22 protein-coding genes, 3 tRNA genes and 1 rRNA gene are annotated in these 26,535 nt (G+C 65.4%); 16 read left to right on the forward strand and 10 right to left on the reverse strand.

Annotated elements, in window-relative coordinates:
* From rrf to Q0A15_RS03925, 3 genes are all read left to right on the forward strand, one after another.
* A 5S ribosomal RNA gene (gene rrf / locus Q0A15_RS03915) occupies positions 1 to 103 on the forward strand; the annotation flags it as partial.
* 274 nt (positions 104 to 377) lie between these two features.
* Positions 378 to 884, forward strand: coding sequence for a hypothetical protein (locus tag Q0A15_RS03920; RefSeq protein ID WP_291278231.1), 507 nt, complete (start codon positions 378 to 380; stop codon positions 882 to 884).
* Between the two features lie 102 nt (positions 885 to 986).
* A tRNA-Pro gene (locus Q0A15_RS03925) sits at positions 987 to 1,063 on the forward strand.
* A 103-nt stretch (positions 1,064 to 1,166) separates the two neighbouring features.
* On the opposite strand, the gene Q0A15_RS03930 is transcribed toward Q0A15_RS03925, so the two are convergent.
* From Q0A15_RS03930 to Q0A15_RS03950, 5 genes are all read right to left on the reverse strand, one after another.
* Positions 1,167 to 2,603, reverse strand: a complete 1,437-nt coding sequence (locus tag Q0A15_RS03930) for a hypothetical protein (protein ID WP_291278232.1) — start codon at positions 2,601 to 2,603, stop codon at positions 1,167 to 1,169.
* A gap of 123 nt (positions 2,604 to 2,726) precedes the next feature.
* Positions 2,727 to 4,391: a glycoside hydrolase family 13 protein gene (locus Q0A15_RS03935; RefSeq protein WP_291278233.1), complete on the reverse strand. Its 1,665-nt coding sequence runs from the start codon at positions 4,389 to 4,391 to the stop codon at positions 2,727 to 2,729.
* A 162-nt stretch (positions 4,392 to 4,553) separates the two neighbouring features.
* The gene (locus tag Q0A15_RS03940; RefSeq protein WP_291278234.1) at positions 4,554 to 5,402 is read right to left on the reverse strand and encodes a carbohydrate ABC transporter permease; all 849 of its coding nucleotides are present in this window, start codon (positions 5,400 to 5,402) and stop codon (positions 4,554 to 4,556) included.
* The gene (locus tag Q0A15_RS03945) at positions 5,402 to 6,358 is read right to left on the reverse strand and encodes a carbohydrate ABC transporter permease (RefSeq protein ID WP_291278235.1); all 957 of its coding nucleotides are present in this window, start codon (positions 6,356 to 6,358) and stop codon (positions 5,402 to 5,404) included. Before Q0A15_RS03945 ends, Q0A15_RS03940 begins: the two co-directional genes overlap by 1 nt.
* Positions 6,355 to 7,686, reverse strand: a complete 1,332-nt coding sequence (locus tag Q0A15_RS03950) for an ABC transporter substrate-binding protein (RefSeq protein ID WP_291278236.1) — start codon at positions 7,684 to 7,686, stop codon at positions 6,355 to 6,357. The genes Q0A15_RS03945 and Q0A15_RS03950 overlap by 4 nt, the downstream gene beginning before the upstream one ends.
* A gap of 304 nt (positions 7,687 to 7,990) precedes the next feature.
* Between Q0A15_RS03950 and Q0A15_RS03955 the strand changes: the two genes are divergently transcribed.
* Positions 7,991 to 9,055: a LacI family DNA-binding transcriptional regulator gene (locus Q0A15_RS03955; protein WP_291278237.1), complete on the forward strand. Its 1,065-nt coding sequence runs from the start codon at positions 7,991 to 7,993 to the stop codon at positions 9,053 to 9,055.
* A 109-nt stretch (positions 9,056 to 9,164) separates the two neighbouring features.
* Here the strand turns inward: Q0A15_RS03955 and Q0A15_RS03960 are convergent, their stop codons facing one another.
* The 3 genes from Q0A15_RS03960 to Q0A15_RS03970 are packed head-to-tail and all read right to left on the reverse strand — an operon-like array spanning position 9,165 to position 12,654.
* A complete protein-coding gene (locus Q0A15_RS03960) occupies positions 9,165 to 10,274 on the reverse strand; it encodes an ABC transporter ATP-binding protein (protein ID WP_291278238.1) in 1,110 nt (369 codons plus the stop codon).
* Positions 10,275 to 10,333: 59 nt separating this feature from the next.
* Positions 10,334 to 11,122, reverse strand: coding sequence for a trehalose-phosphatase (gene otsB / locus Q0A15_RS03965; protein WP_291278239.1), 789 nt, complete (start codon positions 11,120 to 11,122; stop codon positions 10,334 to 10,336).
* Positions 11,119 to 12,654, reverse strand: coding sequence for a trehalose-6-phosphate synthase (locus Q0A15_RS03970; protein WP_291278240.1), 1,536 nt, complete (start codon positions 12,652 to 12,654; stop codon positions 11,119 to 11,121). Before Q0A15_RS03970 ends, otsB begins: the two co-directional genes overlap by 4 nt.
* A 205-nt stretch (positions 12,655 to 12,859) precedes the next feature.
* Between Q0A15_RS03970 and Q0A15_RS03975 the strand changes: the two genes are divergently transcribed.
* The 4 genes from Q0A15_RS03975 (at position 12,860) to Q0A15_RS03990 (ending at position 15,273) form a co-directional block, all read left to right on the forward strand.
* Complete coding sequence (locus tag Q0A15_RS03975; protein ID WP_291278241.1) at positions 12,860 to 13,813, forward strand: thioredoxin domain-containing protein; 954 nt, start codon at positions 12,860 to 12,862, stop codon at positions 13,811 to 13,813.
* Positions 13,814 to 13,924: 111 nt separating this feature from the next.
* A complete protein-coding gene (locus tag Q0A15_RS03980) occupies positions 13,925 to 14,770 on the forward strand; it encodes a thioredoxin domain-containing protein (protein ID WP_291278242.1) in 846 nt (281 codons plus the stop codon).
* Positions 14,771 to 14,870: 100 nt separating this feature from the next.
* Positions 14,871 to 14,944 (forward strand) — tRNA-Thr (locus Q0A15_RS03985).
* 252 nt (positions 14,945 to 15,196) lie between these two features.
* Positions 15,197 to 15,273: transfer RNA gene (locus Q0A15_RS03990), tRNA-Val, on the forward strand.
* 97 nt (positions 15,274 to 15,370) lie between these two features.
* Here Q0A15_RS03990 and Q0A15_RS03995 read toward each other — a convergent pair.
* Entirely contained in the window at positions 15,371 to 16,261 is an 891-nt protein-coding gene (locus Q0A15_RS03995) for a CPBP family intramembrane glutamic endopeptidase (RefSeq protein ID WP_291278243.1), read from the reverse strand.
* A gap of 257 nt (positions 16,262 to 16,518) precedes the next feature.
* Between Q0A15_RS03995 and Q0A15_RS04000 the strand changes: the two genes are divergently transcribed.
* Positions 16,519 to 18,525, forward strand: a complete 2,007-nt coding sequence (locus tag Q0A15_RS04000) for a threonine/serine exporter family protein (protein WP_291278244.1) — start codon at positions 16,519 to 16,521, stop codon at positions 18,523 to 18,525.
* Positions 18,526 to 18,629: 104 nt separating this feature from the next.
* Here the strand turns inward: Q0A15_RS04000 and Q0A15_RS04005 are convergent, their stop codons facing one another.
* Positions 18,630 to 19,379 (reverse strand): uracil-DNA glycosylase, encoded by a 750-nt coding sequence (locus Q0A15_RS04005; protein WP_291278245.1) that lies wholly within the window; start codon positions 19,377 to 19,379, stop codon positions 18,630 to 18,632.
* 111 nt (positions 19,380 to 19,490) lie between these two features.
* On the opposite strand from Q0A15_RS04005, the gene Q0A15_RS04010 reads away from it, so the two are divergent.
* The 7 genes from Q0A15_RS04010 to groL all read left to right on the forward strand — a co-directional run bounded on the left by Q0A15_RS04010 (position 19,491) and on the right by groL (position 26,501).
* Positions 19,491 to 19,856: a GntR family transcriptional regulator gene (locus Q0A15_RS04010; protein WP_291278246.1), complete on the forward strand. Its 366-nt coding sequence runs from the start codon at positions 19,491 to 19,493 to the stop codon at positions 19,854 to 19,856.
* Between the two features lie 52 nt (positions 19,857 to 19,908).
* On the forward strand, positions 19,909 to 20,832 hold the full coding sequence (locus tag Q0A15_RS04015) for an ABC transporter ATP-binding protein (RefSeq protein WP_291278247.1): 924 nt from the start codon (positions 19,909 to 19,911) through the stop codon (positions 20,830 to 20,832).
* Positions 20,833 to 20,847: 15 nt separating this feature from the next.
* On the forward strand, positions 20,848 to 21,597 hold the full coding sequence (locus tag Q0A15_RS04020; RefSeq protein WP_291278248.1) for a hypothetical protein: 750 nt from the start codon (positions 20,848 to 20,850) through the stop codon (positions 21,595 to 21,597).
* Positions 21,598 to 21,997: 400 nt separating this feature from the next.
* Entirely contained in the window at positions 21,998 to 23,344 is a 1,347-nt protein-coding gene (locus Q0A15_RS04025) for an MFS transporter (protein WP_291278249.1), read from the forward strand.
* A 178-nt stretch (positions 23,345 to 23,522) separates the two neighbouring features.
* Positions 23,523 to 23,858, forward strand: a complete 336-nt coding sequence (locus Q0A15_RS04030; RefSeq protein ID WP_291278250.1) for a DUF3263 domain-containing protein — start codon at positions 23,523 to 23,525, stop codon at positions 23,856 to 23,858.
* Positions 23,855 to 24,523 carry a LytR C-terminal domain-containing protein gene (locus Q0A15_RS04035; protein WP_291278251.1) on the forward strand — a complete coding sequence of 223 codons (669 nt, stop codon included), beginning with the start codon at positions 23,855 to 23,857 and terminating at the stop codon, positions 24,521 to 24,523. Before Q0A15_RS04030 ends, Q0A15_RS04035 begins: the two co-directional genes overlap by 4 nt.
* 349 nt (positions 24,524 to 24,872) lie before the next feature.
* Complete coding sequence (groL, locus tag Q0A15_RS04040) at positions 24,873 to 26,501, forward strand: chaperonin GroEL (protein WP_291278252.1); 1,629 nt, start codon at positions 24,873 to 24,875, stop codon at positions 26,499 to 26,501.
* Positions 26,502 to 26,535 lie beyond the last annotated feature (34 nt).

Genomic DNA, 26,535 nt, shown 5'->3' on the forward strand with positions numbered 1-26,535 from the left:
CGTAGGGGAAACGCCCGGTCCCATCCCGAACCCGGAAGCTAAGCCCTACAGCGCCGATGGTACTGCAACCGGGAGGTTGTGGGAGAGTAGGACACCGCCGGACACAACCAAAACAGGTGTGGCCCCGCAGCCCCCCAGACAACACTGGGCGAGGCGCGGGGCCACGCCCATACCCGTACCCAGAACACAGTCACCCTGCCAACCCAAACGGGCCGGCACACGACCCGGATGCAACAAGCCCCTCATGCAGAGCGGCTCGCGACCCGCAGCGGTTCACCGAGACATCACGCGGTGCACACAACACGATTCACCCTCAACACGTATAGATCGACCTCATTACGATGCCTGCGATCGGATACAGGGCTAGGCTCGAGTTCATGGACGGTTTGTTCTCTGATGCCCCCGACCCTGCGGTTCATCCAGGCACTCATCCGACCCCGCCTGAGAACTGGACCATCGAGTTGCCTGTAGGGATGATGCAGGCGGCTCAAGGCTTTCTGGACTACCTCCACCTTTGGTGGCCCACCTCGCTGTATTCGGTCGGAGGTGCCGGCGGTCAGCTCTGGTGGGACGCGGAACGCCTGGTCGAAGAGACCGACGACGGCGAGTCCATCGTCTGGGCCACGACCGAGGTCTGGGATCCGCCGCTGACCGTGAGCTGCGAGCTTTCGCTGCCCGGGGTGTCAGGCGACCGCTGGGTCTTCACAGTGGAACCTGGCTCGGGCGTATCGCACGTCCACTTCAGGGCCCCACGTCCGCGGCGCCTGCCCGGCACAGGAGACTCGGCGACAGAGCGTGGCGGGATACCGGATGACTTCTGGGGTTCCGTTCTGGGCTTCTATGGACGCTTCATGGGCGCCTCCGCGGCCCCCGAAAGAAGCTGAGGCCGGGCCGAGGCCTAATAGATGGCGCACGTCACAGGTCGGGACAGTGGCCTCGATTTGGGAACGACGTGTGCCGCGGGGTAGAGTGAATGAGTACTGCCACGGGGTGTGGCGCAGCTTGGTAGCGCGCGTCGTTCGGGACGACGAGGCCGCAGGTTCAAATCCTGTCACCCCGACCAAACAAGGCTCCGATTCACTGGAAACAGGGAATCGGAGCCTTTATCGTTCCTGCGGCAGCGCCGCAACGCGACCCGCTCATCCGGGGACGGGGGCTGGCGCCATCTATTCGCGACGCCGCTGACGGGCGCGGGTGATCAGAGCGTCCGCCACGGCGTCCAGGATCAGGAGTCCGCCGGCGAGAACCACCACGGTTCTCCAGCCGCCACCGGGCCAGCTCGTACCCATCAGTCCTGCACCGAGAACGGCTTGGAGGCCTGAGACCGTCACTGCGGTCCGCGGGTGCGCCATCAGGAAGCCCTCCCAGCGTGCGTAACCCCGGCGGCGACGTGCGCGCGGCAGCACGTTGACGGTTCCGTCCAAGATCACCTGCTTGATGTTGGCCCAGACGTTCTTGCGTGTGTAGGTCCTTTCCCCGGGGAGCTCGGTCTCCCTCACCGCCGGATGGACCAACGACGTCGGGAGTCCACAGGCCAGCACGAACTCCTCGATGCGTTGCTCCATGGTGGCAGGGAAATTCGGGGCCAGTGCGGCCTGTAGGCGCATCCCGTCGACCTTGAGCTGAGGGTCCTGGAGAAGCTTGGCGGTGTCGCCGCCAGGGTCAAGGTGCGCATTGAGCAGCAGCGCCAAGACGGGCTGGGCTTCGGAAGAGACCTCTGACGGCTGGAACACGGCCCGAGAATGCACCGAGGCAGAGATCCAGATGTAGAGGGCTTCATCCTTGCGTGCCGTCCGTGTCTCCACCACCGCCACAACGCTGCCTTGCGGATCGTCCGCGTCGCGGCTGACGACGATGGAGGGCAAGCACCCACGAGAGGTCCACGCTACGTCGTGATCTTCTGGGTCAGGCACCGTCATCCTGAAGACCGACCAGTCTCCGTCCACGCCGCTGGCCACCGCGTCCGCCCGCGTCTCCCAAACCAACTCCAGGCCGTCGCTCTGCCCGCGGCGTGAGAACACCAAGGTCCGTTGTGGGGCAGGCACCCAGTCTTCGTCCGCGTCGTCGAGATCACTGGCATCATGCGGCTCCAGGTCGGCGTCATCGGCCGTCTGGCGTGCGGCAGGACGATCGGCGTAGCGATGCCCCTCACCATCGACCCAACCGACGTCCTTGACCCCGGAGGCGCCCCCGTCTGCCGGAGCGCCGGTGGCGGCATTCCCGTCGATACCGGCGGGTGCTGCCGGTGCATCGTCGTCCTCGTCTTCACCGTCGTCGCGCCAAAGATCCACGTCGCAGCCCAAGACGGTAGCCAGGTCCGCTTCGACCTCGGACAGCGTCTTGCCCGGAACCATCTCACCGGTGGCCGAAAGCTGCAGCACCCGCCCCTGTGCGTCGCAGGCCAGGTTGAAATACACCTCGTCGTCCTCGTCCATTGGAGGAACATGTTTCACCGACGCCAGGAAGCGCCCGCTGCGCAGCACCTCGTGCACACGGTCCGGGCTGAGGGAAGAAACACCGTCGTCCAGGTCGTAGGCTTCCCCGTTCACCACCACGTACGGGGAGATGTCCACGAGAATCGGGGAAGCGGATGCCTCGGCCAAGGTAAGGGTCCTTCCGGTTGAGGATGTGCAAGAACGACGGCGGCGAGGCAGTCGGAACCACGAAGGGCTCCGCCGACCTCGCCGCCGACTCTACCGTCGTATCCGGAACGAACTACAGGCAGCTCAGGCCTTCAACCACGCGGTACCGGGACCGGGCAGCACGCCGTCGATCACCGGCACGGTGGAGAGCAGCACCTCACCATCAGGCAGGCCGAACGGCTGAGAACCGAAATTGGTGACGTTGATCCAGCCGCCCGGCCGACGGAACACCAACACTGACTCGGTTCCGATCTCGTCCCAACTCAAGCTCTCATCGCCCTGCAACTGACGACGCAGCTTCAGCGCGGAGCGGTACAGGTTCAGCGTCGAGTCGGGGTTCTCCGACTCGACGTCCGCAGCGAACTCCTTGAACCACGCGGGCTGAGGCAGATGCGCCCCGCCGGAGCCGAAGCCGAACGCGGGCTCGGACGCGGCCCACGGCAGGGGCACACGGCAGCCGTCACGGCCCTTGACGGTATGGCTGCTGCGCCACCACTTGGGATCCTGCAGATCGGCGACGTCCAGGTCCGCCACCTCGAACAGACCGAGTTCCTCGCCCTGGTACAGGTACGCGGAACCGGGGAGGGCCAACAGCAGCAGGGTCGCTGCGTCGGCACGCCGGCGTCCCAGAGTGAAGTCCTGCGCGGGGGAGGTGCCGTGCGTCATCAGCCAGGCCTCCTCGTCGGTCCCCAACGGCAGGGCGTAACGGGAGGCATGACGGATCACATCGTGGTTGGACAGGACCCAGGTGCTGGAGGCGCCGGACTCTGCCGCCAGGGCCAGATTGTTGTCGATGATCTCCTGGAACGCAGTGGCGGTGAACGGGGCTCGCAACAGATCGAAGTTGAACGCCTGTCCCAGTTCGGTGGGACGTGCGTAGAGCGGGATCCGGGCCGCCGGTACCCAGGCTTCCGCCACCGCGGTGCGCGGTGGGTCGTACTCGTTGAGGACCTCACGCCAGCCGGCGAAGATCTCGTGGACCTCGTCGCGATCGTAGAGCGGATCGGAACCGTCCAGCGGCAGGTCGAAGGTGCGCTTCGAGGAACGGAACGGCTCGGACAGATCCTTGGCGAGACCATGGGCCACGTCGACGCGGAAGCCGTCGACGCCGCGGTCGGACCAGAAGCGCAGGGTCTTGTGGAAGTCCTCGCGCACCTCGGGGTTGTCCCAGTTCAGGTCCGGCTGCTCCGGGGCAAAGATGTGGAGGTACCACTGGCCTGGGGTCCCGTCGGCGTTCGTGGTGCGGGACCAGGCCACGCCACCGAAGTCGGATTCCCACTGCGACGGCGGCAGCTCGCCGTTCTCGCCGGCGCCGTCGTGGAAGATGTAGCGGTTACGCGCCGCTGAGCCCGGAGGAGCGGCCAGCGCCTCCTGGAACCACACGTGATCGTTGGAGGTGTGGTTGGGAACGATGTCCACGATGATCTTCAGGCCGGCGCTGTGCGCCGCTGCGACCATCGCGTCGAAGTCCTCCAGGGTTCCGAGCCGGGGGTCCACGTTGCGGTAGTCGGCCACGTCGTACCCGCCGTCCGCCAGCGCTGAAGGGTAGAACGGGCTGAGCCACACGGCATCCACGCCCAGCCGCGACAGATACGGAATACGGCTGGTGACGCCCTTGATGTCGCCCAGGCCATCACCGGTCTCGTCGGCAAAGCTGCGGGGATAGACCTGGTACACCACGGCCTGGCGCCACCACGCGGGATCGGTCCCGTCGATGGTGAACAGTTCGGCCTCGGTTTCGTTGGTCAAGGAGATTCCTTTCGGGGGTTGGTGCGCGCCGCGCGGCGCGCGGCGGCGAGATGCCCGACGGCGGGTGCGAACCCGCCGTCGGGCATCTCACCGTGTGCAACGGTGGTCAAGTCTCGGGGACAGCGCCGGCCCCGGAACATGATGTCAGTGTGACCTGGGTGTTCACCCCTTCACTGCGCCGGATGTCAGACCGGACACGATGGACTTGCGGAAGATCAGCACCAGGATCACGATCGGGACGGTCGCCGCGACGGAGGCCGCGAAGATCTGCCCGTACGGGGTGGAGAACTGCGTTCCGAAGAGCGCGATACCCACCGGGATGGTCCTGGAACCCGTGGTGGAGTTGAACGTCAACGCCATCAGGAACTCACTCCACGCGGCCGTGAAGGTGAACACGCCTGCCGTGAACAAGCCAGGCTTGGACATCGGCAGGATGACCGACCACACGGTGCGGATGGGGCCCGCACCGTCCAACTCGCAGGCCTCCTCGATGGAGGCCGGGATGCCCTGGAGGTAGTTGCGCATGATCCAGATGGCGAACGGAAGGTTGAACGCTACGTAGGGGATGATCAGCCCGGGGAAGGAGTTGAGCAATCCCAGCTGGCGTTCCAGCAGATACACGGGTGTCAGGACGGCGACGGCAGGGAAGACCGAGAGCATCAGCAGGCCGGTCATGATGCCCGTACCACCGCGAACCTTGCGGCCTGTGAAGGCGTAACCGGCCAGCAGTGACAGCACCAGCACGATCACCGTGGTGGAGACCGCCACGATCACCGAGTTGAGCATGTAGGTTGCGAGGTTGTTGGTGCCGAAGGCTTCGCCGAAGTTGTCGAGGGTCCATTCCTTCGGCAAGGCTGAAGGCGGCGTCGAGGCGACGTCCTTGGGCGTCTTGAAGGCTGAGACGAACAGCCAGTACAGCGGCACCGCCGTGAGGAGGGCGATGACGAGTCCTGAGATGTTGACGGTATTGATCCACCGGCGCCAGCCGTGCCGTACTTTGGTGCGAGGCATCAGTCGTCTCCCTTCGCTTGGTTACGGAAGGCTCTCAGGAAGATCATGCATCCAAGGCCGACGATGAGGGCTGTTGTGGTGGCGATGGCGGCTCCAGGACCGATATTGAGGTCCTGGAACAGGACTCTGTAGCCCATCATCGCCAAGGTTTGTGTACTGGTTCCTGGTCCGCCCTGGGTCAACACGAACGGGAGGTCGAAGACGCCGAAGGCCTGCAGCACACGGAACAGCACGGCGATGGTGAAGGTCGGCATCAGCTGCGGCATCACCACACGCCAGAACGTGGTCCAGGCGTTGGCTCCGTCCAGCTCTGCGGCCTCGTAGTGCTCCTCCGGAATCATCACGAGTCCGGCCAACAGGATGATGGCGACGAACGGGGTGGTCTTCCAGATATCGGCGACCATCAGTGCGGTGGCGGCCGAGACCGGTTCGCCGAGGATCACGGGCGGGGAGTCCGTGAACAGCCCTATGAACCAGGTGGCCACGCCGTAAGTGGCGTCGTAGATGTACTTCCACAGCTGGGCGGAGACGATGGTGACCAGGGACCACGGGATCAGCAGCAGCGCCAGCATCCAGCCGCGGGTCACGCCGAGGCGCTCCAGGACCAAGGCGACGAGCATGCCGAGCACCAGCTCCACACCTACGGTGATGACGGTGTAGAGGACGGTGAAGCCCAGCGCCTGGTACCAGGCACTGCTCTCGAAGAGGGCCCCGTAGTTGCCTGTGGTGAAGCTCTTGATCCCGAAGCCCTCGTAGCCGATCTCCACCTTGGCGAAACTCAGCACCACCGAGTAGACCACTGGGAAGATCGTGACCAGGCCGATGACGATCAGGGCGGGGGTCGCGAACCACCAGGCGGAACGCGCACGAGATTTCTCGATGCCGGTGGGTTTCTTGGGCTTGGTGTGTCCGTGCTTGGGATCCCCCTTGCGCACGGTTCCGGTGACGGTGCTCACAGTGCCCTCCCCTCCAATGCGATGTTCATCTGGGATGCCATCTGCTTGGTTCCGGACTCAAGGCCCTTCTGCCCCAGGATGATGGCGTTCGCATTGACGAAGATGGCCTGGGAGAGCTTGGGGTAGAAGCCGGTGGCGGTCGGTCGTGCCACGAGGGTGATGTCCTTGGCCGCCTCGTACTGAGGACGCTTCTTCTTGGCCGCCGCCTCGGAGTTCAGCGCGTCCATGGATGCTGGGATGACACCGCCCTTGTCCACGATCAGCATCTGGGCCTCCTCGCCGGACATCCACTTGGCGAACGCGAGTGCCGCCGCGGGATGTTCGGTGTGGGGGTTGATGTAGTTGCCCCAGCCGCCGATGGTGGAGTGACCCTGGGGGCCGCCGTCGAAGCCGGGGCGGGGGCGGACGCCGACCTTGCCTGCCACGTTGGAGGACGACGGGCTGTTGGCCACGTCGTACGCGTAGGACCAGTTGCGCAGGAAGGCCGCGCGTCCGGTGGTGAAGGCGTCCAGGCTGGCCTGCTCGATGTAGGTCATGGACGCACGTGGAGTCACGCCGTCCTTGACGAGGCTCTGCATGAACTCGAGTGCGCTGCGGGTCTCGGACGAAGTGACGGTGGACTTGGTGTAGTCGTCGTTGACCAGGGTTCCGCCCGCATCGGCGGTGAACTCGGTGACGCTGCAGGTCAGGCCCTCGTACACGTTGCCCTGGTACACGAAGCCGGACTTCACGTCCCCGGCCTGGATGAGCTTCTTGGAGGTCGCGGCAACCTCTTCCCAGGAATTGGGGACCTGCAGTCCGTGTTTGTCGAGGAGATCCTTGCGGTAGCAGAGGAAACCCTCATCGATGTAGACGGGGAACATGTAGTACTCGCCGTCCACCTGGGCCGCATCCCGCAACCCCTCGGAGAACTGGTCCCAGTAGTCGGAAGGGACAAGGTCGTTGGCCGGGACCGCGAGCTTGTTGCGGGCGAACTGGCCGGGCCACGCGATGTCGCCGAGGGAGACGTCTGGCGTGGGGGAGCCGGCCGCGATCTGCGTGGTGAGCGTGGTGCGGTTGACGTCCGTATCGGACGGACCCGCCACCAGGTTCACCTTGATGTTGGGGTAGCGCTTGTGGAAGGCCTTGATCAGGGTATTGCGGAGGTCTCCGCCGGAATCATCGGGGATCGAAGAGCTCCACCAGGTGATGGTGGCTTTCTCGTCTCCCGGTTCCGTGGGCCAGTCCGCGACAGTGGTTCGGTTCTGGCCCGTGGTGCAGCCGGCCAGTACGGCCACTCCGGCTGCGCCCAGGGATCCAGCCACGAACCCGCGGCGTCCGAGTTCCATGTACGTCCTCCTTGACGAACGAAGCACGGAGTCCAACTGGCCGGGGTGGCTGGGGGGAAGCCGTGCAAGCAATGACAGCGCTTGCATGGAAATGTATGAGACATCACATTCAATGTCAATGAGATTGGAACGCTGGTCGGTTGCCGATTTTCGGGGGCGGTCGTGGCCCGCAAACGCGAATCGCTATACGGCGGTACCCTGTTCGCTAGACATGCCGTCGTACGGCGATAATTCTTACCCCGGTGCCACTTTCGGTGACGTCGGACGAGTAATGGAGCTCTACGAGTAGGAGGTGCCGCGAGCAATGGGCGGGATGCAGGCTGACGAGTCATCGTCCGGGGCCGTTTCCCCAGCGCCGCAGGCGCACGCCAGCATGCACGACGTCGCGGTGGCGGCCGGCGTCTCCACCTCCACGGTCTCCCGCGCCCTACGCGGTCAGAGCAACGTTCGCCCCGATACCGCTGCTCGGGTCAGGGCCATCGCGGAGGAGCTGGGATTCACGGTCACCGCCAGCGCCTCCGGGCTGGCCTCGGGCAAGGTCAAGCGCATCGCCGTGCTGCTTGGCTCCCCAGTGAGTGACTGGTTCAGCGGACAGATCCTGGATGCCATCATCAGGGTGGTGCGCGGTGCCGGATACGACCTGTTGCTGTACCGGGTTCACGGCGCCAAGGAGCGTGAGTCCTTCTTCCGCACCATGCCCGCGCGGCGTAATGCGGATGCCATGATCGTGGCCTCGTTCCGACTGCAACCGGAGGAGCAGGCCACCCTGGCCCGCATCGGAATCCCAACGGTCTACCTGAACCAGAAGGTGGAGGGTTATCCGGGGGTCGGCATGGACGACGTCGGCGCCGGCGCAGGGGCGACGCGGCACCTGCTGGATCGGGGCTACCACCGTCTGATCTACCTCAGGGAACTCCTGGAACAAGACTTCGTGTGGAGCGCTCAGGACAGGTACACGGGATTCCGTGCAGCGGTGGAGGCCGCGCATGAGGCCGTGGAGGAGAGCGGTGTGGTGCAGGTGCGGCTCGCCGAGGAATTCCAGGACGACCTGGCCCGTCAGCTGGCCGCCGACGTGGAGAAAACGGGGCGGCCGGTGGGTGTCCTGGCGGAGAACGACGCCCTGGCGATGCGGTTGCTGACCGGGCTCCGTCGCAACGGAGTGGACGTCCCCGGCCAGGTGGGCGTGGTGGGATTCGACGGCCAGGACTGGAGCCTGAGGCTGGGACTCACCACGGTGGTGCAGCCGGTTCAACGGCTCGCTTCTGCAGCCGCTGAGATCGCCCTCCGATTGGCTCGAGACGAGGCCACGGACCACGACTCCGAGTGGTTGGAGGTGCCCACGGTGCTCCGCGAATCAGAGAGCACCTGAAGCCGGTTCAAGCCCAGGCGCAGTGCAAAAAACACGGCCCGACGCCGTGGCGACGGTCCTTGCGGGGCGTCGCCACGGCGTCGGGCGTGTGAACTGCTGCGGGTCCGAGTCAGACCGCGACGGCGGGTGCCGCGCGGTGCGTATCGGCCAGACGATCGCCGGAGGCGGTGTCGAAGAGGTGAGCCTGGGACACATCCGGAACCAGCTGTACAACGTCGGTGGGCTTCACCAGCGAACGGCCGCCGGTACGGGCTTCCAGAGCCACGCTCTGGCCGGCGATCTCGGCATGGGCGTGGATGTAGGCATCGGCGCCCAGCTCCTCGACGAGGTCGGTCGTCGCGGAGACGCCCCCTGCGGAGTCGAGGTGCAGATCCTCAGGGCGGATGCCGAACGTCACCTTCTCCCCGGTGAGGCCGGAGGTCTGCTCGGGGGAGAGCGTGATGGCCGTGTCGCCGAAGTGGAGCACACCGTTCTCCACGGGGAGCTCGACGAGGTTCATGGCGGGGGAGCCCATGAAGCCGGCCACGAACACGTTCTTGGGGGTGTCGTAGAGGGCACGCGGGGTATCGACCTGCTGCAGCTTGCCCTCGGAGAGCACCGCCACGCGATCACCCATGGTCATGGCCTCCACCTGGTCGTGGGTCACGTACACCGTGGTGACGCCCAGCCGGCGGGTCAGGGAGGCGATCTGCGAACGCGTCTGAACACGCAATTTGGCGTCCAGGTTGGACAGCGGCTCGTCCATCAGGAAGACCTTGGGGGAGCGGACGATCGCGCGTCCCATGGCCACACGCTGACGCTGACCACCGGACAGGGCCTTGGGCTTGCGCTTGAGGAACTTGGTGAGGTCGAGCAGCTCCGCTGCCTCTTCGACTCGCTTCTCACGCTCGGCCTTGGGGACCCCCGCGATCTTCAGAGCGAAGCCCATGTTCTCCGCCACCGTCATGTGGGGGTACAGGGCGTAGTTCTGGAAGACCATCGCGATATCGCGGTCCTTGGGGGCGGTGTCGGTGACGTCCTTGCCGCCGATCAAGATCTTGCCGGCGTCGACGGGCTCCAGGCCTGCGAGCATGCGCAGGGTCGTGGACTTACCGCAACCGGAGGGGCCGACGAGAACGAGGAATTCGCCGTCTGCGATTTCCAGGTCGAAGGAGTCCACAGAGGGGACCAAGGCCCCTGGGTAGACGCGACTTGCTGAGTCAAAAGTGACAGAGGCCATGGTTGATCAACCTTCCACGGGCAGGTACGTGCCCGACGATCCGTAGTGAACAGGTGTGATCAGTGTCTCACATCGGCGAGCGTTCCGAGTAATACGGCGACGTCACCCGGCCCGTCCACCCGGTATTGCGCGGAAGTATCGCCGCCTCCGACCTTCACACCGAGGTCCCCGGAGGCCGGATCGAGCCGCACGAAGGCGTTCTCGTCGGTGCGGTCGTCACCGGCGAAAACCACCACGTCTGCCTGAGTCGTGGCACGTAGCCAGTCCAACCCCTGGCCCTTGTCCGCAGGCAGCACGCTGATCTCCACGACGTTCTTGCCCAAGGTGATGTGGACACCATCGCCCAGAGCCTGCATCCGCGTTGTGGCCTCATGGATCAAGCCAGGGATCGCGGCCGGTTCCACCATGCGGGTGTGCAACACCAAGCCCGCCGGCTTCTCCTCGACCCAGGCGCCGGAGTGGGTCTGCGCCAGGTCCACGAGTTCGAGGTGGGCGGCACCCAGGGTCTCTGCGGCCTCGAGGGAGAGGTCGGCGGCGAGGTCTGCCGCGCCGTACTCGGCCGGGGCGTAACGTTCCGCCCCATGGCTGCCCACCAGCAGGACCCGTGGGTCGGGGGAGGCGACCTGTCTCAGGGACGCCAGAGAACGGCCGGAAACCATGGCCACCACGGTGTCCGGCGCCAGAATGAGTTCCTCGATGGCCCGTGCGGAGGCGGGGAGTGCGCGGGCATCGGCTGGGTCGTCCACGAACGGCGCCAACGTTCCGTCGAAGTCGAGGGCGACCAAGAGACGACGGGCGCGCTTCGTCGCCATCGCACCGTCGCGCAATTCCGGGGGCAGACCCGTCATGACCGGCCCTGCTTCCCCGCGTCCTCAGCCGTTGCCGGGCGCGCAGCGCGCGGACGCGCGCCGCCAAGATCGGTTCCGAGGGATTCCAGGAAGTCCTTGGACCAGCGGTTCACGTCATTCTGTTGCACGGAACGACTCATCAGTCCCATGCGGCGCTTGGCTTCCTTACGTGAGAGATTGATGGCCTCCATGATGGCGGCCTTCAAACCGTCGATGTCATGCGGATTCACGATCACGGCCTGCTTGAGCTGATCCGCTGCGCCGGCGAATTCGGACAGCACCAGCCGTCCGTTGCCGTCCGCGCCGCGCGCCGAGGCATATTCCTTGGCCACCAGGTTCATACCGTCCCGCAACGGGGTCACCAGGAGGATGTCCGCGGCGAGGTACAGCGCCACCATCTCCTCCACAGGGTAGGAGTGGTGCAGGTAGCGCACCGCAGTGTGGGAGAGCGAGTCGTATTCACCGTTGATCCGGCCAACAGTGCCTTCCACCTCCTCCCGCAGCTGCTGGTAGGAATCCACCTTTTCCCTGGACGGGCTGGCGATCTGGATGAGCCCGGCCTGACCCACCTTGACCGCGCCGTCCTCCAACAATTCCGCGTAGGCCTTGAGGCGGTGACGGATGCCCTTGGTGTAGTCGAGGCGGTCCACACCGAGCAACACCGTCTCCGGGTTACCGAGTTCGCGGCGAATCTGCGCGGCACGGTCCTGCACCGCCGGATCCTTGGCCAGGTTCTCGATCTTCTCCGCGTCGATGGAGATGGGATGGGTTTCCGCGCGGGAGATCCGGTCCGATCCGGGCACCTGCACGCCGCCGCGGCGGGGAGTGATCCCGAGGAAGCTGCGGACGGAGTTCAGGAAATTCGCGGTGTCGGAGGCGCGCTGGAAACCGATCAGGTCCGCTCCGAGCAGGCCCTCGAGGATGCGCTTGCGCCACGGCAATTGCGCAAAGATCTCTGCGGGTGGGAACGGGATGTGGTCAAAGAAACCGATGGTCAGGTCGGGGCGGGCATCCCTGAGCATCTTGGGCACCAGCTGCAGCTGGTAGTCCTGCACCCACACCGTGGCACCGGGGGCGGCCACGGCGGCGGTTGCCCGGGCGAAACGGGCGTTGATCTCCCGATAGGCCACCCACCAGGTTCGGTGGAACTCCGGCGGAACGATCACGTCGTGATAGAGCGGCCACAGCGTGGAGTTGGAGAAGCCCTCGTAGTACAGACGCAATTCGCTGGCGCTCAGCGGGACAGGGACCTGGTGGATGCCGTCCTCATCGAACTCCTCCAACTTCTCCCCCGGTGCGCCGTGCCAACCCACCCAGGCGCCTCCGGAACGCTGCATGATGGGGGCCAGTGCGGTCACCAGCCCGCCGGGGCTGCGGCGCCAGCGCAGGGTTCCATCGGCGTCGGTGACGCGATCAACCGGCAGACGGTTGGCTACGACCACGAAGTCGTGTTCACCGGTCCCATCGGGAGCGGAGACGTGTGCGGTCCGCGTTGCGCTCGCCGTCGGGGCTGGGTCGGAGGTGGAGTTCATCAGTGCACCTTCTCGAATGCTGGAGACGTTGCCAGGTGGCCTGGTCATGAGCCTACCCACAACCTGTTGCCTGTCGCACAGCAGACTCTGAGGCAATCACAGTCGGCTCCCGTAAACTGCACTTGAAAGTGCAATCAACACGATCGTTGACGTGTGCCCGCGTAAACCTGACGGGCCGCCACGGCAGTGAGGACCGAACCGACAGATGGCATCCAATAGCCCCCGGCCCAACAAGGCCGAACGCCTGCAAGCAGCCCGTGAGGCGGCCCGCGCCAAACGCGAAGCCGCTGAGAAGCAACGTCGCCGCAAGGCCGTGCTCGTCCGCTGGTCGGTCGTGGTGATTGTCATCGCCATCATCGCCGCGATCGCAGGCATCTATTACTTCAACGTGTACAAGCCCAGCCACCAGAAGGTGGCCACCAGCGGCGCTGTTCCTGCCCACGGTAACCAGTACGGCGGTGTGGTGCTCACCGGCCCCAAGGAACTTGCCGACTCCCCGAAGGACACCCCCAAGACGGTAAGCAGCAAGGGGCTGGCCACCGATGCGAACGACGCGGCGGCCAAGGGACTGATCGGTGAGAACATCGACATCAAGGCCTCCGGGGCGGAGTCCACCTCGGGTAAGCCGAAGATCATCATCTATGCCGACGTCATCTGCCCGTACTGCAAGCAGTTCGAGGACCAGTACGGCCAGCAGCTGGAGACCTGGTTGGAAGACGGCGACGTCGAGGTCGAGTACCGGATGCTCGGTTTCCTGGACGGGCAGTCAAGCACCAACTACTCCTCTCGTGGCGCCAACGCGCTCTCCTGCGTGGCTGACCAGTCCCCGGAGAACTACCTTCCCTACCTGCAGTCGCTGTTCAACGCTCAGAACCCCAAGGACGCCGGCGGCGAGGGCGTGCAGGAGGGTGGCAAGGGCCTCAGTGACAAGAAGCTTGCCTCGATGGCAGTGGATGCCGGTGCTCCGGACAGTGTGAAGTCCTGCATCACCGGTGGCGACTACCGCCCCTACGTGAAGTACGGCGTCGGCACCGCCTACAAGGACCACGTGCGCGGCACGCCGAGCGTCGTGGTGGATGGCGAGAACTGGGATTCAACCAAGGACACGGACCTCACTGCGTTCGTGCAGGACAAGATCGACGCGGCCGCGAAGAAGTAACGCCTTCTCGCAGCGCTGCCCACGGCTCTGAGCGCCGGGCCCCGGACCACCACGGTCTGGGGCCCGGCGCTTTTTCTCCGCGAGCGGCGCCGTTGTCATAGGCTCGGGGGCATGCGCCGAGCCCTCACACTCTTCACCGCAGTCCTCGCTGGTTCTGCCCTGGCCTTGGCGGGGTGTACCTCGAAGCTGCAGGCACCGGGGCCCGCGTCGGGCGCCGCGTCGTCGCCCAGTGCCATGCCCGACGGTACGGAGGGGCCGAGCGCCCCTTCCTCCGGATCGTCGGGCACCGGCCAGGCCCAGGGCGCCTCCGGCGCCCCGCGCTACGGCACGGAAGCCGGCGGCGTGGTGAGCGCAGAAGAAGACGAACTGGTTCCGCTGGAGGACCTGCCCGAGCCGGCCGACGCGGCTGACTCCGGGCCGGTGGACGGCAAGGTCAGGGTGATTGTCTATCAGGACCTGATGTGCCCCTACTGCAAACAATTCGACGACAACTTCGGTGAAACCTTGGCGAAGTGGGCGGAGGACGGCGACGTGGTGGTGGATCACCGTGTGGTGAGCATCCTGGATGGCATGTCCACGACGCAGTACTCCACGCGGGTGGCGGGCGCCATGGCCTGCGTGGCGGATGAGGCACCCTCCTCCTACACGGCGGTGTTGAGGGCTTACTACAAGGCGCAGGGCCCCAAGGCGGAGGGCGGGCTCGACGTTTCCGAGGGCAGCGCCGGGCTGACGGATCAACAGCTGACCGAACTCGCCGAGGCCCAGGGCGCCCCGGAGTCCGTCGGAACGTGTATCCAGGAGCAACGCTTTGCCTCGTGGGTGAAGGCTTCCACGGCCCGCGCGTCGGCGAACGACGTGAGGGCAACCCCCACCGTGCTCGTGGCCGGGCAGGCATGGGACTCGACGGACACGGACTTCGAGGCCTGGGCGAGGAAGGTCATCGACGCGGAGTCCTGACCGACGTGGGGCAGATGTGGTGATCGCCGCATGGTTTCCGGTTCGGGGGATGGCCGGGCTCTCCGCTAGGATCGTTCGGGGTGCTCCTTGCGCCCTGTTCGCCTCCTTAGCTCAGCTGGCCAGAGCACCTGTTTTGTAACCAGGGGGTCACCGGTTCGAATCCGGTAGGAGGCTCGCACACTGCGGCCCGGAATCCATGCGGATTCCGGGCCGCTTCGCTGTTGTCCTGAATACCGCTACACACGCGTCGGTGCGCCAGCACACGCTTCGGTGTGGGTGGGCGGATCGGCACCGACGCGTGTGCTTCTGCGCCGACATTTGTGCCTGACCGAGACGTGGTGCGAACCACCTACCCCCGATTTGGTTCACCGCAGGGGCTCGGGTAGAGTTATCGAGTGCTCAGAGCGCTGCTTCGGGTGCAAATATGGATCTTTAGCTCAGCTGGTTAGAGCGTTCGCTTCACACGCGAGAGGTCGCTGGTTCGAGTCCAGTAAGATCCACCAAAAAAGAAGGCTCCGCCCATTCGGACGGGGCCTTCTTCGTTCTCCCAAGTGCCCGAATTCCGGTCGCCTTGGTCCCCGCACCGGGCACGGCCCGGCGCTAGGTGAAGAACGCCGAGACGGCGAGCAGGACGCCGTGGACCACAGTGGAGGCCACGATGCTGCCGCTCTTGGCGCGAAGGTATCCGAACAGCAGGCCCGCCACGGTGGTCCACAAAGCCCAACCGCCGTGGCCGAAAGCTGCGGGCGAAAGCAAATGGGCCAAGCCGAACAGGCATGAGGCAATGACCCAACCCCAGCCGAGGTCGGCCCCGAAGACCCGCCACGGACGACCGAATGCCTGATCCAGGCGCGTCTGGATCACCCCGCGAAAAAGCAGTTCCTCGCCCGGCCCTACGACCAACAGCGCGAGCAGCACGGCGGACACGATCGGAGCCGATTCCTTGGTCGCAGCGGAGGCGGCCATCGCTGCAACCAACACGAGGGCGGCAATCACCACGTGAGCCGCAGGCAGGGTGGATTCGGTGGTGGAGGGGATCTTTCGGACCAGCAGTCCCACGAAGGGGACGGAGATTGCATATGCGGCCGCCAGGACGAGACCGCCGAGCCAGCTCATCGGGGACCAGCCGAGCAGCCCCAGTAGCGGAAAGGCCATCCCACTGATCGGACCAACCACAGCGAGAGCGGTCAGAGCGGTTTCCATGTAACGGCGGAGACCACGGAACGTGACTCCGAGCGAACCTGGCTGGGCACCCCGCAAGGTCACGACGACGAGGGGCACGATCATGAAGGCCAGGATCTGCACCAGCCACGGACCGCCCAACACCATCCGCTCCCATCGCGACCAGGCGTGAATCGAGTTCACGATCCACAGTGTGGCCATCGTCAGACCGAGCACCGCCATTGCCTCAGCGACCGCGCGTGGACGGGATGCTCCGGCTGAGCCGAAGCCCGGCATACCGTCGTCAGTGGCCGCTGGGGGAGCCGTCATCATGATCTTCCTGGCCGGGCACGCGGGGTGCGTGATGGTGACGGCCCCGTACCGGCTGGAACTGTCACGGCTGACGTGTTCATTCTCCACCGACATCCAGGGCCCTGCTACTCGCGGCGGCGCTCGTCCGTGCTTTCCCAGCCGCCACTCCGGATTCGCTCTGACCGCGCCTCGAAACTGTTCCTAAGATGGAGTTCGTCGGGTGCGCACGCATCCGGCTCCAACGCAGTTCGCGGTGTCGGTCAGAAAGGGTGGGCGTGAGCAAGCGTCAAGGGCAACAACCCGGGAAACGACCTCGTCGGCAAGAGGGCAGCAAGGAGCAGGCCGCCCGCACCCCGGAAAACCTCCCGACGTGGGACCATCACCCGTTGCCGGCGGTCCCTCCGTCGCAGGCGGGAGCGGGAAATCGTGCAGGTGAGGCCACGTCGACACCCAAGCCGTCCCAGAGGAGCACGGGCGGATCCCATGCGTTGCCCCTCGACGTCACGGCGGAGGACCCTCGTACCGATTCCATGCCGTTGAGATCCACCATCACGTCCAGGGTTTCACTGCTGCGACAGATCGCGGCGGCGCCGGTCCCCGATGCAGACACCGGCCAACCGAACCAGGCCGGTCTCGACCGTCCGGACGTGGCACCCATCGACGGCTACCGAACCGGGTATCCGACCACCGGCTCCTCCAGTGCACCCGACACGGGTCCCGGAACCCCATCGCAGCCCGTCGCTTCGTCGACGGCGCAAGACTCCGGTCAGGGGTCGAGCCCGGACACCCGAGCCGTCCCGATCGCTCCCACCCGGGGCAATGATCAGTATCAGCTCAGGGTTTCAGGGGCCACCACGGCCGTGCCCCAGGTAGCCCATCCGGGCGCGAGGAACGTTCTGCGCCGCATCTTGGAGGGCGAGGCCCCGGCCACCGTCAGTTTCAACATCGTGGACCGGCTGGTCGGCTCCCCGTACGCCAGTTCCAAGCGCACCGAGCGTGAGGCCCAGGCCGAGGAAGCCCGCCCCATCCTGGTGCTCGCGCTCGACCTGGCCGAGTCCATGCTCCGCTGGGGCGCGGGCGCCTTGGACGTGGAGACCAGCATCATTGCGGTCACCACATCGTTGGGATTGCGCCACGTGGACGTGGACATCACCAACCAGTCGGTACACCTGAACTGGACGCGTGAGGATGCGTTCCCCGTCAGCGTGCTGCGCGTGGTCCGTTCCATCAGCGACAACTACGCCGGACTGTCCCTGGTCCACCAGTTGGTGGGGGACATTTCTGCCGGTCGGACCAATTACGACGAGGCCAAGAAGCGCCTTCGTCAGATCCGTCGTCGGCGACTCCCGTACAACGAGATCGTCGAGTTCGCCATGGGCGCGCTCTTCGCTGGGTTGTTCGTGATCCTGATCGGCGGGAAACTTCCCTCGGCGCTGGCATGTGTTGTCACGACCACCATGGCCGCAGCCATCGTCAAACTGGGTAAGAAGTACAAGGTCCCGAATTTCTATGCGGTGGCGCTCGCGACGTTCGTGGTCACCCTGATCTCGCTGGTGTTGTACTCATGGGAGTGGATCCACCAGCCGTCCACGGTGGTGGCAGGCGGCATCATGCTCTTGCTGCCATCGGGCCGATTCGTCTCTGCCGTGCAGGACGCCATCAACGGTTTCCCGGTGACCGCGGTGAGCCGACTGTTCTCCGCCACCTTGGTCTTCGGCGCCATCATCACGGGAGTCATGCTGGGCGCCATCGTCGGTGTGGCGTTCAACCTGTCCCAGCTGGATCCGACGCAGACACTGCCCCAACCCGACCTTGCGCTCTGGGTCCTGACGCTGCTCGCCGTCGGCGCGGTCGTGGCCGGCGGCATCACCCAACAGGTGGCAGGCAGACATCTCGGGGCGCTTGCCGTCGTGGCGTTGGCGGGGTACCTGATTCATTGGTCCGCCGCGAATCTGTGGGGTGCGGGCGACCGCTTGGCGCCGGCCATCGCCGCCGTGGTGATGGGGTTGCTTGCCCGATTCATCGGACTCCGGATCGGTGCTCCCGCTCTGGTTCTGTCCGTCCCGTCCATCGTGATCCTGCTGCCTGGCCTGACGATCTTCCGTTCCATGTACGCCATGGCCGTGAGCTCCACCGACATCAACGCCAGCCTGGGCGGCATCATCACGGCGTTGATGGTGGTCCTGAGTATCGCTGCAGGCGTTGCCCTCGGCGACACGCTGGCCAGGCCGCTGACCAGGGACTGGAATTCCCGCGTGCGCAGGCGTCTCAGGGAGCGCTGAGCGCTCGGGGCCAATGCCCGACGGCGGGTCACGGGCCCGCCGTCAACCCGCCTTGGGCGGGTGACCCGTGGGTGGTGGTCACAGCCCGTCGGGCACGAGGTTCTTCAGCCGAGCGACCAGTCCACGGGCTGGGCGCCGAGTCCGATCAGTGCCTCGTTGGCGCGGCTGAAGGGCCGCGATCCGAAGAACCCGCGGGAGGCGGACAGGGGTGAGGGGTGCGCGGACTCGATGACCGGGTGTGATCCGAGCAGCGGTTTCACCTGCTGCGCCTGACGCCCCCAGAGGATCGCGACCGGCGGGCCGGGAAGGCTGCCGAGGTGCGTCACCACGGCGTCGGTCAAGGCCGCCCAACCGAGCTTGGCATGGGAGCCGGCCTGCCCGGCCGTGACCGTGAGAGAACGGTTGAGGAGCATGACGCCCTGATTCACCCACGCGGAGAGGTCGCCGTGTTCCGGCATGGGAGCGTTCACGTCCGCCTGCAGTTCTTGGCGGATATTGGTGAGGCTGCGGGGGAGTGGGCTGACCGTTCGTTCCACGGCTAAACTCAGCCCGATGGGGTGGCCCGGGGTGGGGTATGGATCCTGTCCCACGATGAGGACCCGCAGCTCGCGGGGTGCTGTGGTGAGGCTGCGCAGGACGAACTCCGGGCGGGGGAGGACCAGCTCTTGATTGCGGAGGTGAGTGGCGAGTCCGTCGCCGATCCGGCCGAGGGCGGCGTCGAGTGAGAACAGCACGGGAAGCCAGTCCTCCGCGATGCCGAGTTCGCGCCACCGTTGCGTCCAGACTTCCCGCCAGCCGGTGGGATCCTGCTGAATCTCGGTGCTGGTTGGCATGATCAGGGCGGGGGAGTCCATGGGTTCCATCCTGCCACCCGGCTCACATGGATGCGTGAAGAGGGGTTGACGTCGCTCCGGTTACATGGTTAGTTAGTCGAGTAACTAACCAGTGAACCCGGAGGAGATGACATGATCGATGAATCCCGTCCCCTGTTCATGCAGATCGCCGAACAGGTCGAGGACTCGATCGTGGACGGCACGCTCGCCGAAGACGAGCGGGCTCCCTCCACCAATGAGCTGGCTGCCTTTCACCGCATCAATCCCGCCACCGCAGCCAAGGGAGTGAATCGACTCGTGGACAAGAACGTGCTCGTGAAACGCAGGGGTGTGGGCATGTTCGTTGCCCCCGGCGCGCGCAACCTCCTGCTTGCAGAACGCCGGTCCGCCTTCGCCGACCGCTACGTGGGTCCGCTCCTCGCGGAAGCCCGCAAACTCGGGCTCACCCCGGACGACGTCACGCGGCTCTTCCAAGAGCGCGCCGCAACCGAACGCTGACGCCGCTCGCGTCAGCCGACCTCCTGAAACGACAACCCAGAACGGAACCGTTATGGAACCCGTGATCCAGGTCAGGAACCTCACCAAGCGTTACCGCGACAAGATCGCGCTGGACGGCGTGGACTTCGACATCCAGCCGGACACGATCTACGGCGTCATGGGACGCAACGGCGCAGGCAAGACCACGGCCATGTCCATCATCACCGCGCAGAACACCGCCACCTCCGGAGAGGTCCTGGTCTTCGGGGAGAACCCCTATGAGAACACCGGCGTGGTACCACGCATGTGTTTCGTCCGCGAGAGCCAGCGCTACCCGGATGATTTCACCTGCCTGCAGGCGCTGAGGTCCTCCGCGCTGTTCTTCCCGAAGTGGGACCAGTCCTTCGCGGACCAGCTCGTGAAGGATTTCCAACTGCCCGTGAAGCGGCGCATCAAGAAGCTCTCCCGCGGGCAGCTCTCCGCCGTCGGTGTCATCATCGGACTGGCCTCCCGAGCCGATATCACCTTCTTCGATGAACCGTACCTCGGCCTCGACGCGGTGGCCCGGCAGACCTTCTACGACCACCTGCTGACCGACTACGCGGAGCATCCCCGCACCGTGCTGCTCTCCAGCCACCTGATCGATGAGATCTCCGACCTCGTGGAACGCGTGTTGGTCCTGGATCAGGGGCGCATCATCATGGACCAGTCCACCGATGAGGCCCGGGCGCAAGCCTCCACGCTGGTGGGTGACGCCGCCACCGTGGATCGTTTCGTGGCAGGTAGGGAGGTCATCCACCGGCAGCACCTCGGCAAGGTCGCCTCCGTAACCTTCATGGGGCAACTCGACAACGACGAACGCTCCGAAGCCGCGCGCACCGGACTCGACACCGCGCCGGTTTCCCTCCAGGAGCTCATCGTGCGGATCACACAGAACAGCGCCTCGGATGGCGACGAAACGGGTTCGAGCCCGTACGCGTCGTCGGGCACAAAGTAAGGAAGGAGTCACGCCATGACAGCCATGACCATGACTACCCCGGCCACGCCCGCCCGGCAGGGCTCGCGCCTGCTGAAGGTGGTCAAACTCCAATACGTCAATCGATGGACCTTTGTCCTCACGCCACTGATGGTCTTCGCCGCGGCCTGGGTCATCACCCTGGCGATCTTCGCGATGGTGGACAAGGTGGCAGACGACGGTGAGACATCGGCCAACATCGGCGGCGGAACCCAGGCACCTCTCTGGTACCTGCTGGCCGTGGGCATCATGTCCATGACCACCACGTTCCCCTTCTCCCAAGCTCTGAGTATCACCCGCAAGGAGTTCTTCACCGGAACCCTGTTGGCAGCCGCCTTCAGTGTGGGCGGGCTGGCCATCCTCTTCGTCCTGCTCGGATGGGTGGAACAAGTGACGGACGGTTACGGCATCCAGGGATACTTCGGCTATCTGGGCTGGGTCTGGGAGGCAGGGCCGCTCGCTGCATGGCTGACCTACTTCGTCATGGGGATGTTCTTCTTCGTCATCGGATTCTGGGCCGGCACGGTGTTCAAGCGCTACGGATCGGTGGCTATGACGGTGACGTTGATCGCGATCGCCGTGGTGCTGCTCGGGCTGGTCGCTCTCATCACCTTGACCGAGTCCTGGCCGGACGTGGTTCGCGTGTTCCAGGATCTGGGCTCGCTCGGTCTGACCGTCGCCGGACTCGTCCTGACGGCGTTGCTGGCCTTCGGCGCGTATCTCACACTGAGGAAGATGCCGGCCTGAGCGGTTCGGTTCAGGGTGTGAGGCTCGGTTCAGGGTGCGGGACTCGGCTGAGTGGTGTGCTGAGAAGGAAGGCGCGGGTCGCGGTAGTTGCGACCCGCGCCTTCCTTGTCTGCTTTCTTTGCCTGCGTTGCCGTCTGCTTCGTTGCCCGTCTGAACGGCGCCGAAGATGGGGGTGGTGGCTGGCGGACCGAACGAACGGAGCCTGATGGCGCCGCGGCGGAAGGCCGCTTGTAAATCACTATGGGCATAGGTATTGTCTGTGGCGCACAACACATTCGAGGTGCGCGGTAACCATCAATTGCGCTGGAAACCGGCCTAGCTCGGACCTCGAAAATCTGTCCGCAGCGACAGTGCAAACGACATTCTCTCCCCGACGTGACCAAAGAAGGTTGCCACTGCCATGCCCAAGACCATCGCCCCAGCTCGCAGTCTGCGTTCCCACATAGCGAACTCTCCGATGACGGCCTACCAATGGTTGGTCGTCGCCTGCGCGGTGCTCCTCAATGCGAACGACGGTTTCGATGTGGCAGCCATGTCCTTCGTCTCGGTCAACGTGGAGAACGAGTTCGGCCTCTCGGGGTCGGTGCTCGGTACCGTCATCAGCGCCACGTTGGTCGGCATGTCCATCGGCGCCATCTTCATAGGTCGTCTGGCAGACGCGATCGGACGCCGCTGGACCCTGGTGGCCTCCACTGCCATCTCCACGCTGGGCATGTTCCTGGCATCGTCCGCACAGAACGTGGTGCAGCTCGGCATCTGGCGCGTCGTCACGGGACTGGGCGTGGGCGGCATCCTGGCGGGAGTCACCGTGGTCGTCGCAGAATTCTCCTCCACCCGGTGGCGGGGACTCGCGATCGGCATCTACTCTGCCGGCTACGGAATCGGAGCCTTCCTGGGTGGTATCGCAGCGAACTCGCTCCAGGAGAACCTGGGCTGGAGGTCCGTCTTCTTCGTTGGCGCCAGTGCGAGCGTTGTGATCCTCGTGGCGGTCATCGCCATCATGCCGGAATCCGTGCAGTTTCTCGTCACCAAGCGTCCCGCCTACGCGGACAAAGCGCTTGGCAGGATCGCGACCCGAGTCCACTTCGACCCCGCCAAGGCCACCCTGGCCGCACATCCTGTCCAGACGTCCGAGAAAGCAGCCAAAACCGGATTCCTGGATCTCTTCAAGGGTGCCGCGCTTCGCCCCACGCTGTTGCTGTGGGCCGTCTTCCTGACCATCATGTTCGCGTTCTACTTCGTGAACTCGTGGACACCTCGACTGATGATCGAAGCAGGAATGACCACAGAACAGGGCGTCTACATCGGGATGGCGCTCGCCGTCGGCGGTGCAGTGGGTTCCGTCCTCTTCGGAATCGTCGCGGCCAAGGTGTCCGTGGAACGAGTGCTGTTGATCTTCGTCCTGATCAGCGCCGTCAGTATCGTCGCCTTCGTGTTCTCGACTGCCGTGCTGGCCGTCGCGATGACCCTCGGCGTCTTCGTGGGCCTCGTCGTGAACGGATGCGTGGCAGGAGCCTACGCGGTGGCCCCGACCCGCTACGAAGCGGCCGTTCGCGGAACCGGCGTGGGAGTCACCCTGGCCGTGGGGCGCCTTGCAGCCATCTTTGCGCCCATCTTCGGTGGCGCCATGCTGGACATGGGTCTGAGCGTTGTCGTGTTGTACTCAGTCGCGGCCGTGGTGCTGGTGGTCGGCGCGGTCGGCCTCGTCGGGCTCAGCAAGGTTCCGAGGTCGGAAGAGACCGCCTGAACTCGGGTGAAGACTGGTGAAGAAAGCGTGGGACGTGGAGCGGAGCGTCCCTCGCTTTCCGTTTCCACCGGGTGGGTGCCCGTAGGATGAGGGCACGGGCCGAGTTCGTGAACCGAGGCGAAAGGTCCGGGTGAAGCAACGAACTTGCAGGACGACGAGTTCAAGGAGACGGAGGATCATGGCCGACACCGTGGGGCCCCAGGGCGGGGCGGAGCACGAATTCAGGCTGGATCTGACGACTCGCATGATGTTGCAGCTTGAGGGCCGCCCGTTCAAGTACGCCGGCGCCAAGCAAGAGGCGATCCGTTCCACTCTGCACATGTCCAGCGCCGAATATCACCAACGGCTCAACTCCGTGATCGACTCTGAAGAAGCTCTCGCCTACGCACCAATGGTGGTCAGGCGACTGCGCAGAGCCCGTTCTGGACGGCTCCCGACCGCCGGAGCCGCCACCGCATCACACTCCGACGCCGCCCCTGAAGCCGAAATCCGAGACCGAGAAGGCCGCGCATGACCCAGTATCCGCACGATGAGTTCGACGACGTCCCTGAGCGCACCGAACGCGAAGGCACGCACCGAGAGTTCCTCCGGGTGAAGAACCCACGCGTAGGCCTCTGGGTGCTCGTCGCCTGCGGCGTCGCGGTGCTCATCTTCGGGCTGGTCATGTTCACCTGGCTGCGCCCGGCGGACCTGAACCAAGACGACGACGAATCCGACCAGGCCACCGTGTCGGCACCGGCCACGACCGGGCAGGCCCCGGAGGGAACGGAAGATGCCACCGAGTCCGCTGAACCCAGCGAGTCCGAGACTCCGACGGAAGAGGCGACGAAGAGCGCGGAACCCACGCCCACGCCGTCGGCCACCGAGACGTCCGAGTCCGCGGAACCGAGTGAGAGTCCGTCCGAATCCGCGGAGGTGAACCGCTCCGCCGGCATCGGTGTGTACAACTCGACGGGACAATCCGGGTTGGCCGCTCAGAACGCCGGACAGCTGCGCAGCGCCGGATTCACGTCCGTCTCCAACAGCAACTGGACCCGCCGCGGGGACAACTCCGCCGTCTACTACAAGAGTGCTGAGGACGAGGCAACGGCACGCGAAGTCGCCTCCGTCTTGAACATCTCCTCGGTGGCTCAGACCAGCAACATCGGCACCGACATCGCGGTGGTCATCGGGAACTGATCGGCTGCTTCATCCACTGGGTGTGAGTCCGGGGGTGGGGCCGGGATCGCGCCCATGGCGCCCTTGCGCGGAGGTGTCGATTCACGCCCAGCGCGAACCGTGCCGCTGCGGGTCCCCGCTCTGTTGCACTCTCCCTCCGAGAGTGCCAACATGGACTTAGCACTCGGTGGGGGAGACTGCCAGGAGAAGGGCTCTTCTCCGCAGGCCGTCACAGCCCACCGGGACCGGAACAGTAGGTGAGGGTCTTCCAACGATTCGCTACAGATGGCGGATCCGCGAACCCGTCCGTCGCGGGCACCCGCTGTCCCCGGGATCAGCAAAGTACGTTCTGGAAAGGACCACGCCTGCCATGGCCAAGACCATTGCATTCGATGAGGAAGCCCGCCGCGGCCTGGAGAAGGGTCTGAACACCCTCGCCGACGCCGTCAAGGTCACGCTCGGCCCCCGAGGCCGCAACGTGGTGCTGGAGAAGAAGTGGGGCGCCCCCACCATCACCAACGACGGTGTCTCCATCGCCAAGGAAATCGAACTCGACGACCCCTACGAGAAGATCGGCGCAGAGCTGGTCAAGGAGGTCGCCAAGAAGACCGACGATGTCGCAGGCGACGGCACCACCACCGCCACCGTCCTGGCCCAGGCGCTCGTCAAGGAAGGCCTGCGCAACGTTGCCGCCGGCGCCGATCCGCTCTCCCTGAAGCGCGGCATCGAGAAGGCCGTCTCCGCCGTGACCGCAGAGCTGCTGGACACCGCCAAGGAGATCGAGACCAAGGATGAGATCGCCGCGACCGCGTCCATCTCCGCAGGTGACTCCCAGGTGGGTGGCCTGATCGCCGAGGCCCTGGACAAGGTCGGCAAGGAAGGCGTCATCACCGTCGAGGAGTCCAACACCTTCGGCCTGGACCTCGAACTCACCGAGGGCATGCGCTTCGACAAGGGCTTCATCTCCGCCTACTTCGTCTCCGACGCAGACCGTCAGGAGACCATCCTCGAGGATCCCTACATCCTCATCGTGAACTCCAAGATCTCCGCCGTGAAGGACATGGTCCCCGTGCTGGAGAAGGTCATGCAGTCCGGCAAGCCGCTGCTGATCATCGCCGAGGACGTGGAGTCCGAGCCGCTGGCCACCCTGGTGCTCAACAAGATCCGTGGCACCTTCAAGTCCGTGGCCGTCAAGGCCCCGGGCTTCGGTGACCGCCGCAAGGCCATGCTGGGCGACATCGCCATCCTCACCGGTGGCCAGGTCATCGCTGAAGAGGTGGGCCTCAAGCTGGAGAACGCCGGCCTGGACCTGCTGGGTCAGGCCCGCAAGGTCGTTGTCACCAAGGACGAGACCACCATCGTCGAGGGCGCAGGCTCCGCCGAGGAGATCGCCGGACGCGTGAACCAGATCCGCGCCGAGATCGACAACACCGATTCCGACTACGACCGCGAGAAGCTGCAGGAGCGCCTGGCCAAGCTCGCCGGCGGCGTCGCCGTCATCAAGGCCGGTGCCGCCACCGAGGTGGAGCTCAAGGAGCGCAAGCACCGCATCGAGGATGCCGTGCGCAACGCCAAGGCCGCGGTGGAAGAGGGCATCGTCGCCGGCGGCGGCGTGGCTCTGATCCAGGCCGGAGCCGTTGCCTTCGACAAGCTGACCCTTGAGGGTGACGAGGCCACGGGTGCCGCGATCGTCAAGGTCGCCATCGAGGCTCCGCTGAAGCAGATCGCCTTCAACGCCGGCCTGGAGCCCGGCGTCGTGGCAGACAAGGTCAAGGGCCTGCCCGCAGGCTCCGGCCTCAACGCCGCCACCGGTGCCTACGAGGACCTGCTCGCCGCAGGCGTCAACGACCCGGTGAAGGTGACCCGTTCCGCACTGCAGAACGCGGCCTCCATCGCCGGCCTGTTCCTCACCACCGAGGCCGTCGTGGCCGACAAGCCGGAGAAGAACGCTCCGGCCGCCCCGGGTGCAGACGAGATGGGTGGCATGGGCGGCTTCTGAGCCTGACCCGCTGCCCGACCGCACGAGGTCGGTG

Source organism: Galactobacter sp. (assembly GCF_022712295.1).
Taxonomy (GTDB): Bacteria; Actinomycetota; Actinomycetes; order Actinomycetales; family Micrococcaceae; genus Galactobacter.

Bases quoted from the DNA above. Each gene is read 5' to 3' on its own strand.
- Q0A15_RS03920 (WP_291278231.1), top strand. From the start codon at position 378: ATGGACGGTTTGTTCTCTGATGCCCCCGACCCTGCGGTTCATCCAGGC.
- Q0A15_RS03940 (WP_291278234.1), bottom strand. From the start codon at position 5,402: ATGCCTCGCACCAAAGTACGGCACGGCTGGCGCCGGTGGATCAATACC.
- Q0A15_RS03950 (WP_291278236.1), bottom strand. From the start codon at position 7,686: ATGGAACTCGGACGCCGCGGGTTCGTGGCTGGATCCCTGGGCGCAGCC.
- Q0A15_RS03955 (WP_291278237.1), top strand. From the start codon at position 7,991: ATGGGCGGGATGCAGGCTGACGAGTCATCGTCCGGGGCCGTTTCCCCA.
- Q0A15_RS03960 (WP_291278238.1), bottom strand. From the start codon at position 10,274: ATGGCCTCTGTCACTTTTGACTCAGCAAGTCGCGTCTACCCAGGGGCC.
- otsB (WP_291278239.1), bottom strand. From the start codon at position 11,122: ATGACGGGTCTGCCCCCGGAATTGCGCGACGGTGCGATGGCGACGAAG.
- Q0A15_RS03970 (WP_291278240.1), bottom strand. From the start codon at position 12,654: ATGAACTCCACCTCCGACCCAGCCCCGACGGCGAGCGCAACGCGGACC.
- Q0A15_RS03975 (WP_291278241.1), top strand. From the start codon at position 12,860: ATGGCATCCAATAGCCCCCGGCCCAACAAGGCCGAACGCCTGCAAGCA.
- Q0A15_RS03980 (WP_291278242.1), top strand. From the start codon at position 13,925: ATGCGCCGAGCCCTCACACTCTTCACCGCAGTCCTCGCTGGTTCTGCC.
- Q0A15_RS03995 (WP_291278243.1), bottom strand. From the start codon at position 16,261: ATGACGGCTCCCCCAGCGGCCACTGACGACGGTATGCCGGGCTTCGGC.
- Q0A15_RS04005 (WP_291278245.1), bottom strand. From the start codon at position 19,379: ATGGACTCCCCCGCCCTGATCATGCCAACCAGCACCGAGATTCAGCAG.
- Q0A15_RS04010 (WP_291278246.1), top strand. From the start codon at position 19,491: ATGATCGATGAATCCCGTCCCCTGTTCATGCAGATCGCCGAACAGGTC.
- Q0A15_RS04015 (WP_291278247.1), top strand. From the start codon at position 19,909: ATGGAACCCGTGATCCAGGTCAGGAACCTCACCAAGCGTTACCGCGAC.
- Q0A15_RS04020 (WP_291278248.1), top strand. From the start codon at position 20,848: ATGACAGCCATGACCATGACTACCCCGGCCACGCCCGCCCGGCAGGGC.
- Q0A15_RS04025 (WP_291278249.1), top strand. From the start codon at position 21,998: ATGCCCAAGACCATCGCCCCAGCTCGCAGTCTGCGTTCCCACATAGCG.
- Q0A15_RS04030 (WP_291278250.1), top strand. From the start codon at position 23,523: ATGGCCGACACCGTGGGGCCCCAGGGCGGGGCGGAGCACGAATTCAGG.
- Q0A15_RS04035 (WP_291278251.1), top strand. From the start codon at position 23,855: ATGACCCAGTATCCGCACGATGAGTTCGACGACGTCCCTGAGCGCACC.
- groL (WP_291278252.1), top strand. From the start codon at position 24,873: ATGGCCAAGACCATTGCATTCGATGAGGAAGCCCGCCGCGGCCTGGAG.